This window comes from Streptomyces sp. NPDC013317 (genome assembly GCF_055563155.1).
The window spans coordinates 660,661-673,485 of sequence record NZ_JBVHDX010000001.1 but is presented as its reverse complement, the minus strand read 5'-3'; the positions used below and the strand labels follow the sequence as shown (position 1 = coordinate 673,485).

General features: G+C 71.0%; 11 protein-coding genes. 8 read left to right on the top strand and 3 right to left on the bottom strand.

The genetic code is table 11. The annotated features are described in order from the left end of the window. Positions 1 to 2 precede the first annotated feature (2 nt). Both recQ and ACZ3IJ_RS02900 read right to left on the bottom strand, forming a co-directional pair. Positions 3 to 2,069, bottom strand: coding sequence for a DNA helicase RecQ (gene recQ, locus ACZ3IJ_RS02905; RefSeq protein WP_467465877.1), 2,067 nt, complete (start codon positions 2,067 to 2,069; stop codon positions 3 to 5). Positions 2,070 to 2,157: 88 nt separating this feature from the next. Beyond that, positions 2,158 to 3,570: an aminopeptidase P family protein gene (locus ACZ3IJ_RS02900; RefSeq protein ID WP_467465876.1), complete on the bottom strand. Its 1,413-nt coding sequence runs from the start codon at positions 3,568 to 3,570 to the stop codon at positions 2,158 to 2,160. Positions 3,571 to 3,722: 152 nt separating this feature from the next. Between ACZ3IJ_RS02900 and ACZ3IJ_RS02895 the strand changes: the two genes are divergently transcribed. From ACZ3IJ_RS02895 to ACZ3IJ_RS02865, 7 genes are all read left to right on the top strand, one after another. After that, the gene (locus ACZ3IJ_RS02895) at positions 3,723 to 4,703 is read left to right on the top strand and encodes a LuxR family transcriptional regulator (protein ID WP_467465875.1); all 981 of its coding nucleotides are present in this window, start codon (positions 3,723 to 3,725) and stop codon (positions 4,701 to 4,703) included. 281 nt (positions 4,704 to 4,984) lie between these two features. Next, entirely contained in the window at positions 4,985 to 6,154 is a 1,170-nt protein-coding gene (locus ACZ3IJ_RS02890) for an ATP-binding protein (protein WP_467465873.1), read from the top strand. Continuing rightward, the gene (locus tag ACZ3IJ_RS02885) at positions 6,151 to 6,552 is read left to right on the top strand and encodes a roadblock/LC7 domain-containing protein (RefSeq protein ID WP_352188906.1); all 402 of its coding nucleotides are present in this window, start codon (positions 6,151 to 6,153) and stop codon (positions 6,550 to 6,552) included. The genes ACZ3IJ_RS02890 and ACZ3IJ_RS02885 overlap by 4 nt, the downstream gene beginning before the upstream one ends. Further along, positions 6,549 to 6,929, top strand: coding sequence for a DUF742 domain-containing protein (locus ACZ3IJ_RS02880; RefSeq protein ID WP_467465872.1), 381 nt, complete (start codon positions 6,549 to 6,551; stop codon positions 6,927 to 6,929). Before ACZ3IJ_RS02885 ends, ACZ3IJ_RS02880 begins: the two co-directional genes overlap by 4 nt. After that, the gene (locus ACZ3IJ_RS02875) at positions 6,904 to 7,497 is read left to right on the top strand and encodes a GTP-binding protein (protein WP_391796299.1); all 594 of its coding nucleotides are present in this window, start codon (positions 6,904 to 6,906) and stop codon (positions 7,495 to 7,497) included. The genes ACZ3IJ_RS02880 and ACZ3IJ_RS02875 overlap by 26 nt, the downstream gene beginning before the upstream one ends. Before the next feature lie 15 nt (positions 7,498 to 7,512). After that, on the top strand, positions 7,513 to 8,868 hold the full coding sequence (locus ACZ3IJ_RS02870; RefSeq protein ID WP_467465869.1) for a cytochrome P450: 1,356 nt from the start codon (positions 7,513 to 7,515) through the stop codon (positions 8,866 to 8,868). A gap of 102 nt (positions 8,869 to 8,970) precedes the next feature. After that, positions 8,971 to 10,200 (top strand): tryptophan dimethylallyltransferase family protein, encoded by a 1,230-nt coding sequence (locus tag ACZ3IJ_RS02865; RefSeq protein WP_467465868.1) that lies wholly within the window; start codon positions 8,971 to 8,973, stop codon positions 10,198 to 10,200. Between the two features lie 21 nt (positions 10,201 to 10,221). Here ACZ3IJ_RS02865 and ACZ3IJ_RS02860 read toward each other — a convergent pair whose 3' ends face one another. Beyond that, positions 10,222 to 11,571, bottom strand: a complete 1,350-nt coding sequence (locus ACZ3IJ_RS02860) for a flavin-containing monooxygenase (RefSeq protein ID WP_467465866.1) — start codon at positions 11,569 to 11,571, stop codon at positions 10,222 to 10,224. A gap of 290 nt (positions 11,572 to 11,861) precedes the next feature. Here ACZ3IJ_RS02860 and ACZ3IJ_RS02855 point away from each other — a divergent pair, with 290 nt between their 5' ends. Then, the gene (locus ACZ3IJ_RS02855) at positions 11,862 to 12,665 is read left to right on the top strand and encodes an endonuclease I family protein (RefSeq protein WP_391796303.1); all 804 of its coding nucleotides are present in this window, start codon (positions 11,862 to 11,864) and stop codon (positions 12,663 to 12,665) included. Positions 12,666 to 12,825 lie beyond the last annotated feature (160 nt).

The following is a 12,825-nucleotide window of genomic DNA, read 5'->3' as shown; positions in this document are numbered from 1 at the left end:
CGCTAACGCCAGTCGTCGTCCCAGGGCGGTGGAGCCATCTCCTCGTCCGGGTCGGCGGGCGGCTCGTCGCCGAACAGGTCCGGCTCCGGCTCCGGGCCCCGCCGGGCGGATCCGGACGGAGCGGATCCGGAGGGAGCAGGGGGCGCGGGCGTCGTCGCGAGGGACGACGGCGCGGCGGCCGAGGTCTCTCCGGAGGCAGGGGTCCCTCCTCCGGGAGCGCGGCACTCGCCCAGGGTGTCCAGGACGCCCTGGGCGTACTTGGCGAGCTTGGCCTCCCCGACGCCGCCGACGGTGCCCAGCTCCGCGGCCGTCGCCGGGAACCGGGTCGCGATGTCGCGCAGGGTGGCGTCGTGGAAGACGACGTACGCCGGGACGCCCTGCTCCTTGGCCGTCGCGGCCCGCCAGGCGCGCAGGGCCTCGAAGACCGGGACCGCCTCGGACGGCAGGTCGACGGGTACGCGGGCACCCTTGCCGGAGCGCGAGCCCGAACCGGTCCGGGCCGCGGCGGCGGGGGCCTTCTCCTTGCGCATCGGTACCGGACGGCGTCCGCCCAGCACCTCGCCGCTGGCGTCCGTCAGGACCAGGGTTCCGTAGTCGCCCTCGACCGCGAGCAGCCGCTGGGCGAGGAGCTGGCGCACGACTCCGCGCCACTCCGCGGTGCCCAGGTCGGCCCCGACGCCGAACACCGACAGGGCGTCGTGGTCGAACTGGATGACCTTGGCGGTCTTCTTGCCCTGGAGGATGTCGATGATCTGGCCGGCGCCGAACTTCTGGCGCCGCTCCTTCGCGAGCCGCCAGACCGTGGACAGCAGCTTCTGCGCCGCGACCGTGCCGTCCCAGGACTCGGCCGGGGTCAGACAGGTGTCGCAGTTGCCACAGGGTTCGCCCGACTGTCCGAAGTACGCCAGCAGCCGCACCCGGCGGCACTCGACCGTCTCGCACAGGGCGAGCATGGCGTCCAGGTGCGCGGCCAGCGAGCGGCGGTGCGTCTCGTCGCCCTCGGAGCCGTCGATCATCTTGCGCTGCTGGACCACGTCCTGCAGCCCGTACGCGAGCCATGCCGTGGCCGGCTCCCCGTCGCGTCCGGCCCGGCCGGTCTCCTGGTAGTAGCCCTCGACCGACTTCGGCAGGTCGAGGTGGGCGACGAAGCGGACGTCCGGCTTGTCGATGCCCATGCCGAAGGCGATCGTCGCCACCATCACGACCCCGTCCTCCCTCAGGAAGCGGGCCTGGTTCGCCGCACGGGCCCGGGCGTCCATGCCGGCGTGGTACGGCAGGGCGTCGATCCCGTGCTCGACGAGGAAGGCCGCGGTCTTCTCGACCGAGGCGCGGGAGAGGCAGTAGACGACTCCGGCGTCCCCCTCGTGCTCGGTGCGGATCAGCTCCAGGACCTGCTTCTGGGCGCTGTTCTTGGGAACGATGCGGTACTGGATGTTGGGCCGGTCGAAGCTCGCGACGAAGTGCCGGGCCTCCTGCAGACCGAGGCGCGCCGCGATCTCCGCGTGGGTGGCCTCGGTGGCCGTCGCGGTCAGCGCGATCCGGGGAACCTTGGGCCATCGCTCGTGCAGCATCGACAGCGCGAGGTAGTCGGGCCGGAAGTCGTGGCCCCACTGGGCGACGCAGTGCGCCTCGTCGATCGCGAAGAGCGACACCGTGCCCCGGTCGAGCAGCCGCTGCGTCCCTTCGGTGCGCAGCCGCTCGGGGGCCAGGTAGAGCAGGTCGAGCTCACCGGCGAGGAAGGCCTGCTCGACCGTCTGCCGCTCGTACGGGTCCTGGGTGGAGTTCAGGAATCCGGCCCGCACCCCCAGGGCGTTGAGCGCGTCCACCTGGTCCTGCATCAGCGCGATGAGGGGCGAGATCACGATGCCCGTGCCGTCTCTGACCAGCGCCGGGATCTGGTAGCAGAGCGACTTGCCGCCGCCGGTGGGCATCAGGACGAGGGCGTCGCCGCCCCCGACGACCTGCTCGACGATCTCCTGCTGTTCACCGCGGAAGGAGCTGTATCCGAAGACGCGGTGCAGCACCTGGAGAGGGTCGGAGATCGCGGGGGAAGCTTCCGGAAGGGCCATTCGACAAGCCTAACGGCGGGCGCGGACACCCCCGGCCCGCCCGCCGGATCTGTGGAGAACCCGGCGGGCGGGGGTCGTCCGCCACGGTTCAGCCCGCGGTCCGGGCCATCCACGCCTCGACGTCGTCGGCGGACCTGGGCAGGCCCGCGGACAGGTTCTCGTGGCCGTCCTCGGTGACGACCAGGTCGTCCTCGATCCGGACCCCGATGCCGCGCCACTCCTCCGGCACCGTGAGATCGTCGGGCTGGAAGTAGAGACCGGGCTCCACGGTGAGCACCATGCCGGGCTCCAGGACTCCGTCGACGTACTCCTCGTTCCTGGCGTGCGCGCAGTCGTGCACGTCCAGGCCGAGCATGTGACCGGTGCCGGCCATGGTGAAGCGGCGCTGGAGTCCGAGTGCGTAGGCGCGCTCGGCGGGGCCCTCGATGAAGCCCCACTCGACGAGCCGGGCCGCCAGGTGGCGCTGGGACGCCTCATGGAAGTCGCGGTACGCGGCGCCCGGCTTGACGGCGGCCATGCCCGCCTCCTGCGCCTCGTACACGGCGTCGTAGGCCTGGCGCTGCACCGGGGTGAACGTGCCGCTGATCGGGAGCGTGCGCGTGACGTCGGCGGTGTAGAGCGTGCGGGTCTCGACGCCCGCGTCGAACAGGAGCAGCTCCCCCGGACGCACCGGTCCGTCGTTGTCCGTCCAGTGCATGATCGTGGCGTGCTCGCCCGCGGCGCAGATCGAACCGTAGCCGACGGAGTTGCCCTCCAGGCGCGCCCGGCGGAAGAAGGTGCCCTCGATCCAGCGCTCGGAGGACGCGATCGCCCGGGAGAGCTCCCCGACGGCGTCGGTGAATCCGCGGACGGTGGAGTCCACGGCCTTGCGCATCTCCGCCAGCTCCCACGCGTCCTTGACGAGCCGGAGATCGCTGAGCACCTCCTCCAGCGCGTCGTCGCGCTCCTCGTCGGTGGTGACGGCGGCCTCCAGCGACGGGTCGACGCCACGGACGATACGGGTGGGCACGCCGGAGGAGGCGGCCAGGTCCTCGGCGGCGGTACGGACGTCGCGGCAGGCGAGCCCGAGCACGCGTTCCGCCTCGGCGAGGGAGCGCCGCCGGCCCATCCAGAGCTCCGCCGTGGCGCCCGTCCAGAACTCGTCGTCGTCCCTGCCGTCCCGCGGCAGCTGGTAGCAGTAGGCGTCGTGGCCGCCGTCCGCGCGGGGTTCTAGGACGAGCGCGCCGTCCCGTGCCTGGTCCCCGGTCATGTGCACGTAGCCGGAGTACGGCCGGAAGGGGTAGGGGTCGTCGTTCGAGCGGACCTTGAGATTCCCCGAGGGGATGACGAGGCGCTCGCCGGGGAATCGCGCGGAGAGCGCGGCGCGGCGGCGGGCGGCGTACGGAGCCTGTTCGTCGAGTGTCAGGTCGTGCCGCTCCGTGTCGGCCCACCCCGTGCGCATGAGGGCGGACAGCTCCTCGGAGATCCCTGTGTACAGACCGTTCTTTCGGCCCTTGGCCACGGCGTTCCCCTTCTTCCCGTCGGTACCGGTGGGTGGTGCGTTCCTGGACTGCGCCCCGGACGGTAGTCCGGGACGCGCGCGCCGGGTGCCCAGGAGTGCCACTGGCACGGATCGGCCACGACGAGGGCGTGGGCGCGGTCGATAATGCGTCCATGACGAACGCGAAACTCGGCGAGGCCCTCCGGCTCCTGGGCATCGGCGAGTCCGCCGGCCGGGTCTATCTGGCGCTGCTCGAACAGGCGCCCGCTCCGCTGAGCGCGATCGGCCGGGCGGTGGGCCTGGGCGGCGCGGAGCTCGTCGTGGCGTACGCAGAACTCTCCGACGCGGGGCTGGCCGGCGCCGCGGAGGGGGATGCGGACGTGGTGGCTCCGGTGTCGCCGGCCGCGGGCCTGGAGATCCTCGCTCGGCACCGGGCGGCCGAGCTGGAGGAGTCGCGGATCGCGGTCGGCGGCGCGTTCGAGTCGTTCCGGCGGCGGTCCGCCGCGTACGACGACCATCTCGTCGAGGTCGTCACCGGGGACGCCGTGGGCCCGAGGATGCGCCGGGCCTGGTCGAGCGCCCGCGAGCAGATCCGGCAGCTCGAGTCACCCCCCTACTTCCCGCACTCGGGCGCGACGGAGGACGCGCTGGCCACGCTCGCCCGCGGGGTGACGCAGCGGGTCGTGTACGCGCGGGAGTCGCTGGAGTACCCCGGCCGACTGAGGGAGGCCATCGAACCGTGCGTCGAGGCCGGCGAACAGGCCAGGGTGCTGCCCTCGGTGCCGGTGAAGCTCCTGATCATCGACGACGCGTACGCGCTCGTGTCGCTCTCGATCAGGGAGGCGGACGTGGTCAACACGCTGCTGGTGGTGCAGCCGAGCGGGCTGCTCTCCGCGCTCGTGGCGCTGTTCGAGCAGTCCTGGACGAACGCCCTTCCCTTCCACGGCCGCACCACCCGACCCGGCGGTCCGCCTCCCGGCGACCGCCGCCTGCTGTGGCTCCTCGCGGGCGGTGCGACGGACGACGTCATCGCGCGGGAGCTGGGCGTCAGCCGCCGCACGCTGTTCCGCCGGCTGGAGGTCCTGATGGCCCGTCTGGGAGCCGCGAACCGCTTCCAGTTGGCTTTGCAGGCGCAGCGCGCCGGTTGGCTGTGAGCCGGGTTCCGCGTGCGGAGTCGTCGTGAGCGGCCGATCTCACACGAGGGTTCGGTCAGGTATTGAGAGCAATGGGCCGCAGTCGTCCCCATATTGACGATCGGTCACCTGTTCGCGCCCGGTGATAAGATCACGACGCTTGCGGAGCGGTGGATGGATGCAAAACGAACATCTCCGACCACGGCGACCATCCGGGCACGCACCCCGGTACGGACGGTCCGCCGGTCCACCCGTATTGACGGAATTCAGCAACTGACCGTCAGTCGCCTGAAGAGAGCCTTATGACGTCTTACGCACAGAACCCAGCACTCTGGGTCCTCCTGATCGCCGTGCTCGGCGCTGTGGCCGTAATCGTTCGCCAGCGCAAAGCGATACGGACTTTACGACAGGAGACCACGGAGCTCAAGGCCCACTACGCCGAGTTGGAGAACAGTTACTCGAAGTCCGTCGAGGACGAGAAGGAGAGGGCCCAGGACTCGACGAAGACGGTCCTCAAGTCCGCCATGCGGACGCTCCAGGGCCTCGCCGCCGAGCAGCAGTTGGTCATCTCGGGTCTGCAGAACAAGTACGGCGATTCCGTCATTCTCCACGACCTTCTGGAGATCGACCACACCAACTCCCAGTTCGGCCGGCGCGCCCAGTCCATCGCCGTCCTCTGCGACGGCTGGCTGGGACGGCAGCGTGACGTCGCGTCGGTGTACGACGTGGTCCGCAGCGCCCAGGGAAGGATCCGGCACTACCGCCGGGTCGAGATCCTGTCGCAGGTCGACTTCGGAATCACCAGCCGGGCCGTCGAACCGGTGGCACTCGCTCTCGCCGAGCTGCTCGACAACGCCACCAGCTATTCGAGCCCCGACACCGTCGTCGAGATCAATATCCGTACCGTGCCCAAGGGCATCTGCATCGTCGTCGACGACGCCGGTGTCGGTATGAACGACGAGGAGCGGGCCCGTGCCGCGAAACTCCTCACGAGCGAGCGCGTCTCCGGCGTCTCCGGCCTCGGCAGCCCGCCGCAGTTCGGTTTCGCCGTCATCGGCGTGCTCTGTGAACGCTTCGGATTCGAGGTGTCCGTGGACTCCAGCTCCCCCTACGGAGGTGTCCGTGCCGTCCTCCTCCTGCCGCACGAGATGCTCACCGGCATGCCCGAGAAGAAGGCCCCGGCGCCGTCCGTCCCGGCCGTCGCCGTGACCGACCCGAGCGGTCCGACGCCCGCGGTCACCGCGTCCACGACCGACGACGGTCTGCCGCGGCGCCGTCGCAAGCGGCCGATGGCCATCGTGAGCGGCACCCAGGCGCCCGCACCCGCCGCCACCCGCTCCGGAGCGGAGACCGCGGCGATCATGGGCGCCTTCCAGCGGGGCACCCAGTCCGGTCGGGCCACGCGCCCGGACGCGGCGGACCAGACGATCAGCACACGTGATGCGAGCAGCGAAGGGCCTGAGATCTCGTGAACGACGATCTGTCATGGATGCTTGACAGTGCCTTGGAGATACCGGGGGCGCTGCACGCCGTCCTGGTCTCCGCCGACGGTCTGCTGATGGCCCGGACGAGGGACTTCGGGAAGGACAACGCGGACACGGTCGCCGCCGCCATGAGCGGCATGCAGTCGCTCAGCCGCTCGCTCGGGTTCTTCGTCCAGGAGGGGCGCCTGCAGTGGCGCCAGACGCTGGTCGAGTTCGACGGCGGCTGGGTCTTCCTGATCTCCGCGGGAGAGGGCGCGTACCTCGGCGTCTCGGCCTCGCCGGACGTCGACATGCAGGACATCACGTTCCGGATGCAGCAGCTCGTCGGCCAGCTGGGCAAGGCGCTGACGACACCGCCGCGCGAGAACCTCGGGGTCCGCTCATGAGCGGCTTCGACGAACTGGGCCCCGAGGCGGCGGAGTTAGTCCGCCCGTACGTCATCACCAAGGGCCGCGGTCTGCCGGACGAGGCACAGCTGTCGCTGGTCACCCTGGTCACCGCGGCCGAGGAGGGGCAGCGGCGGCGCCCGACGCGTCTCTCTCCCGAGGAGCAGAGCCTGCTGGACCTGTGCACCGCCGGCTACCTCTCGGTCGCCGAGGTCGCGGGCCACACGCGGCTGCCCATCGGGGTGGTGAGGATCCTGCTCTCCGCCCTCGACGAGGGCGGCTACCTCATCACCCGCCCACCCGTGCAGCGTGCCGCGCTCGCGGACCGAGACATTCTCGAGGAGGTCCTGAATGGGCTCCGCGCCAAGTTTGGATGAGCAGGCCTATGTGCGCGGCGGAGCGACACAGACCGCCGTGAAGATCCTCGTCGTCGGTCACTTCGCCGTGGGCAAGACCACCTTCATCGGTGCGATCTCGGAGATCCCTCCGCTGACCACCGAGGAGACGATGACCCGCGCCGGGGAGTCGTACGACGACCTCAAGGGGGTCCGGAGCAAGACCACCACCACGGTGGCCATGGACTTCGGACGGCTGACCATCAGCGAACGCGTGGTGCTGTACCTGTTCGGGACGCCCGGTCAGCAGCGCTTCGTGCAGATGTGGGAGGACATGGCCCGCGGCGCGCTCGGGGCCCTGGTGCTCGTCGACCCCGAGCGGCTCGCCGACTCCTTCGCCGTCATCGATCTGATCGAGCAGTACGGCCTCGACTACGCCATCGCCGTCAACCACTTCGACGGCACGCAGGACCGCGAGGAGCGGGCGCTGCGCGAGGCGTTGGACCTGCTCGACGACACCCCGGTCGTCACCTGCGACGCGCGCGACGAGAAGTCGTCCGCCGACGCGCTGATCACCCTCGTCCGCTACCTGCTGGACCGGGCTCACTAGAAGCTGAGAGAAATCATGGACGCTCGTTCCACCGCACCCGTACCCCCGCCCGGGTGCCCCGCGCACGCCGACGGCGGCCGGGTACCGCTGTACGGGCCGGAGTTCCAGGCCGATCCGCAGGCGTACTACGCCTACCTGCGCCACTTCGGTCCGACCGCGCCCGTGGAGCTCGCTCCCGGGGTGGAGGCCACCCTCGTCACGGACTACGCGACCGCGCTGCAACTGCTCCAGGACTCGGGCTCCTTCCGCAAGGACGCGCGCCGCTGGCGGCACCTCGACGAGGGGCTCATCGGCCCGGACAACCCGGTCGTGCCCGTGCTCGCGTACCGGCCCAACTGCATGTTCAGCGACGGCGCCGAGCATCTGCGGCTGCGCCAGGCGGTCACCGACAGCATGGCCCGGATCGACGCGCGCAAGCTCAGCCGGACCACGGAGCAGGTCTCCGCGTACCTCGTCTCCCAGTTCGCCGCCCGCGGCTCCGCCGACCTGCTGGGCGACTACGCCAAGCAGCTGCCGCTCCTCGTCTTCAACGAACTCTTCGGCTGCCCCGCCGACATCGGCGACCGGATGCTGTTCGGCATCAACGGCATGTTCGACGGTGTGAACGCCGAACGTGCCGTCGAGGTGCTGTGGGGCGCCGTCGGCGAGCTCATCACGCTGAAGCGCGCCAGGCCGGGCGAGGACGTCACCTCCTGGCTGCTGGCGCACGAGGCGAGGCTGACCGACGAGGAGATGATCCATCAGCTCGCCGTGCTGCTGGTGGCGGGCAACGAGCCGCTGCGGAACCTCATCGGCAACACCCTGCACCGGCTGCTCACCCATGACGCGTACGCCCACCGTGGCGGGCTGATCGACGAGGCGATCGACGACACGCTGTGGGAGAACCCGCCCATGCCGAACCTCGCCCCGCACTATCCGGCCCACGACATGGAGTTCGCCGGGCAGAAACTGCAGGCGGGCGACCTCATGCTGGTCAGTTTCGCGGCTGCCAACACCGGGCCGGCCCTGACGGCCGCGCGCGAGTCCGGAAGCAACCGGGCCCATCTGGCATGGAGCGCGGGCCCGCACGCGTGCCCGTCCAAGGACCCCGCCCGGCAGATCACCGTCATCGCCATCGAGAACCTTCTCAACCAGCTCCCCGACGTCGAACTCGCGGTGCCGGAGGAGAGCCTCACCTGGCGCCCGGGGCCGTTCAACCGGGGTCTCGCCACGCTGCCCGCCCGTTTCACGCCGGTCGAGACCGCGCGCCGGAACGACACGCAGCCCCACCCCGACACGTCGGCGCACCCGGGCACGGGCCAGCACGAGACGGGGCGCAGGCGCGAACGCGGGGGAATGTGGAGCCAGTTCCTCAACTGGCTGGCGAAGTGACGGACGCCACTCCGGTTCATCTCCGCCCCCTCGCATGACCGATCCGGCGCCGGGGTAGTGAGCACGCCGAATATTCCCGGCGTGCTCATGAGGAGAGATCTGTTGGAACACATATCCGTCGATGCCGGTGTTCCGTACAGACCCAGCGCGGTCGATCCCCTCGATACCCGCCCCTCCGGGCGGGTATCTGCTTACGGCCTCCCGCGCGACGCGGAGACGCTCGGCGGTCACACGGCGCGGCAGCTCCTGCGGCTGTGCGGGGCCGCCGGGTTGAGCGGGTCCGACGCCGCGTCGTACGCCCGCACGCTGCTGACCGCGCTGGGGCCGGTCGGGGAGCGCTCGCTCGATCTGCCGTCCCCCGACGACTCGTTCCTCTCGGACGATCACACTCCGGTGGAGTTCTCGCTCGCCTTCACACCGGGCGCCGCGCCCACGCTGCGCGTCGTCCTCGAACCGGGGTGCGGCGCCCCCGGCCTGGCGCGGAACGGTCGCACCGGTCTGGAGACCGTCCGTGCGATGGGGCGGCGCTGGGGCTTCGACACCGGTCGTCTCGACCAGCTGGAGGACCTGTTCTTCCCGCCCGACCCGCAGGGCCCGTTCGCACTCTGGTGCGCGCTGGAGATGGTCCCCGGTGGGAGGCCCAGGGTGAAGGTGTACCTGAACCCGGCGGCGTCCGGGCAGGAACGTTCCGCCGGTACGGTGCGGGAGGCCCTGAGCCGACTCGGCCACCGGCGGGCCTTCGCGGCTCTGCCGGAGGGTGACCGCCATCTGTTCTTCGCCCTGGACCTCGGCGACTGGGATGAGCCCCGGGTGAAGGTCTACCTCGCGCACCACGATCTGTCGGCCCCGGACGCCGCGCGTCTGTCCCGTGTGAACGGCGGGCCCGGCCGGGCGGAGATCGCGTCGTTCTTCCGTACGATGGCCGGCCATGACGCCGACGGGGCCGAGGGCGGAGGGGGGCGGGGCCCACGGCTCGACCTGCGCCCCGTGCAGTCCTGTCACGCCTTCACCGAGACGGCGACCGGCCGGCCGAGCGGCTTCACGCTCTACATCCCGGTCCGCGACTACGCCCGGCACGACGGGGAGTCCCTCGACCGGGCGCTGGCGGTCCTCGACCGGTACGGCATCGACTCCGCCCCGCTCCTGCGCTCGCTCTCCGCCGTGACCCCGCGACGCCTGCGGGACGGCGTGGGGCTCGTCGCGTACGTGGGGCTCGCCCACCAGGAGGGCCGGCCGACGAGGGTGACGGCGTACATCTCCTCCGAGGCGTACGAGGTCAGGCCGCCGGCCGTCGCGGCCTCGCCGGCCGAGCGGACGCGAGCCGCCGGCTGAGCCTCGTACGCCCCTGCGGTGCTACGCGTCCTGGGGCTCGCGCAACTCGCGCAGATAGGCCGGGATGTCCACCTGGACGGAGGCGCCCTGGCTGGTGCCGTAGCGCTCTTCGACGCCCTTCAGATACGTGTCGACCTCCTCGCGCATGACGTCCTCGGCCGGCAGGGGCTCGTCGCCGTCCACGGCCCGCGCCACCCAGCGCGCCTGGGCCTCCACCAGACGGGTGATCGAACCCACCGGACGGATCAGGCCGACGAAGTACAGGCCGGGGAGGCCGGCCGGGACCATGCGCCGGTACAGCCGGACCTGTCCGTTCGGCCCGTCCGTGGGGCATCCCGCCGGCAGGAAGGGGAAGGCCATCCGGAAGCCGGTGCAGTAGACGATCGCGTCCGCCTCCTCCTCGGTTCCGTCGGTGAAGATCACCCGGTCGCCGTCCAGGGACTCGATCTCCGGCCGGGGGATCACCCCGCCGTGCCGGATGAGGCTGAGTATCTCGTCGGAGATGGTGACCGCCGAGGAGAAGAGCGGATGGTCGGGCTCCGGGAGGCCGTAGTCCGAGAGCCGGCCACGGGCCACGAGCAGCGCCTGTCCGATGAAGGCGCGCTTCTCGGACATCGTCATCTCACCCCACCACGGGGCGTCGGCGATCAGGTCCACGGACATGCCGAAGAGCTGCTTGGGCACGATGTGCAGCGCGCGGCGGATGGACAGTGACGTCCGCGCGGCGTGCCGGGAGAGATCCGCGGCGATGTCGACACCCGAGGCCCCCATGCCCACGACGACGACCCGTCGTCCCGCGAAGTCGCTGCCGTCGCTGTAGTCCATGGAGTGGAGAACCGATCCGGCGAAGGAGTCGGAACCCGGCGGGAGGGGGTTCGGCGGAAGGGCCTCGGTGTTGTGGCCCGACGCGACGACCACATGCGCGAAGCGCCTCTCCGTCACCTCTCCCCCGGCATCCCGGCTGGTGACCGTCCAGGCGCCGTCCCCGTCCGGGCGTACGGCGAGCACCTCGGTGCGCAGTTCCACCCGGTCGAGGAGACCGGCCCACTCGGCGAACGAGCGCAGATAGGCGGCGACGTCGGCATGCCCGGGGTACAGCGGGAACGCGTCCGGCATCGGGAAGTCGGCATAGGCGGTGAGCTGTTTGGAACTGTTCAGGTGCAGCGACCGGTAGCCCGGACCGGGCTCGCCCGCCCCCGGCCGCCGCCACATGCCGCCGACGTCCGACGCCTGCTCCAGGCAGACGAAGTCGATGCCACGACCCGCGAGCGCGTGTGCGGTCGCCAGGCCCGACGGACCCGCACCGATGACACACACGGTCGCGGCACAGGAACCGCCGACCGCCCGTGATCCGCCCTTGGATCGCTTCACAGCACACCATCCGTCCTCGCGCCGGGGGCGGTTCGCACCACTGTCTCCCCGTGCGGGAGCCCGGACTCCTCACGATACCGATCACCGTTCGGAAGTGATCTTCGGAGGTACCGGGCCGCCGGCGGCCGCCGTATGCGAGAACGTCACGGAAAAGCCTTCTCGGGGTTACACATTCGGCCACCGCCCCGTGGCACGCTCCCGCTGGCGGAGATTCAACACGCGTAGATCACGCCCCTGTTGAGCCGAAGCCCCACGCCATGCGTGTCCCCATCCCCCCGAAAGGTCCCCCCATGTCCTTTGTGCCCAACGGCAGATGGAAGGCTGTGGCCGCGACCATATCCGCGGTCCTCATCGGTCTCACCCTCCCGGCGGTCGCCGCGACCCCGGCGAGCGCCACCACCACGGCGTACGACAGCACGTACTACAAGAACGCGATCGGCAAGACCGGTACGAGCCTGAAGTCCTCGCTGCACACGATCATCGGCAGCCAGAGCAGGATCTCGTACGACGCGGTCTGGAACGCGCTCAAGGTCACGGACCAGGACCCGAACAACAGCGCCAACGTGATCCTGCTGTACAGCGGCACCTCGCGCAGCAAGAGCCTCAACGGCGGCGACGTGGGCGACTGGAACCGTGAGCACGTCTGGGCCCAGTCCCACGGCAGCTTCGGCACCTCGGCCGGCCCCGGTACCGACCTCCACCACCTGCGCGCTGCGGACGTCCAGGTCAACAGCATCCGCGGCAACAAGGACTTCGACAACGGCGGCAGCGCGGTCAGCGGCGCGCCCGGCAGCTACACCGACTCCAACTCCTTCGAGCCGCGCAACGCGGACAAGGGCGACGTGGCCCGCATGATCCTCTACATGGCCGTCCGCTACGAGGGCGACGACGCCTGGGCGGACCTGGAGCCGAACGAGTCGACGTCCAACGGCAGCGTGCCCTGGCACGGCCGGCTCTCGGTCCTGAAGCAGTGGAACGAGCAGGACCCGCCGAGCGCCTTCGAGGAGCGCCGCAACGACATCATCTTCGGCACCTACCAGGGCAACCGCAATCCGTTCATCGACCACCCGGAATGGGTCGAGGCGATCTGGTAGACCCGCGCGGTCGGCCGGGCTCCGCGCCCACGGGCGGGGGGCCCGGCCCCCGGGACCACCGGGGGGCAGGGGCCGTGCTCCAGGACGCCCCCGGGTGCGCGCCGGGGGCGGGTCCCGTACGGTACTCCGGGGGTACTGCGGCGCCGTGTCCCTGCCCCAC

Coding starts and splice junctions, on each gene's coding strand:
- recQ (WP_467465877.1), bottom strand. CDS start 2,069: ATGGCCCTTCCGGAAGCTTCCCCCGCGATCTCCGACCCTCTCCAGGTG.
- ACZ3IJ_RS02895 (WP_467465875.1), top strand. CDS start 3,723: ATGACGAACGCGAAACTCGGCGAGGCCCTCCGGCTCCTGGGCATCGGC.
- ACZ3IJ_RS02890 (WP_467465873.1), top strand. CDS start 4,985: ATGACGTCTTACGCACAGAACCCAGCACTCTGGGTCCTCCTGATCGCC.
- ACZ3IJ_RS02880 (WP_467465872.1), top strand. CDS start 6,549: ATGAGCGGCTTCGACGAACTGGGCCCCGAGGCGGCGGAGTTAGTCCGC.
- ACZ3IJ_RS02875 (WP_391796299.1), top strand. CDS start 6,904: ATGGGCTCCGCGCCAAGTTTGGATGAGCAGGCCTATGTGCGCGGCGGA.
- ACZ3IJ_RS02870 (WP_467465869.1), top strand. CDS start 7,513: ATGGACGCTCGTTCCACCGCACCCGTACCCCCGCCCGGGTGCCCCGCG.
- ACZ3IJ_RS02855 (WP_391796303.1), top strand. CDS start 11,862: ATGTCCTTTGTGCCCAACGGCAGATGGAAGGCTGTGGCCGCGACCATA.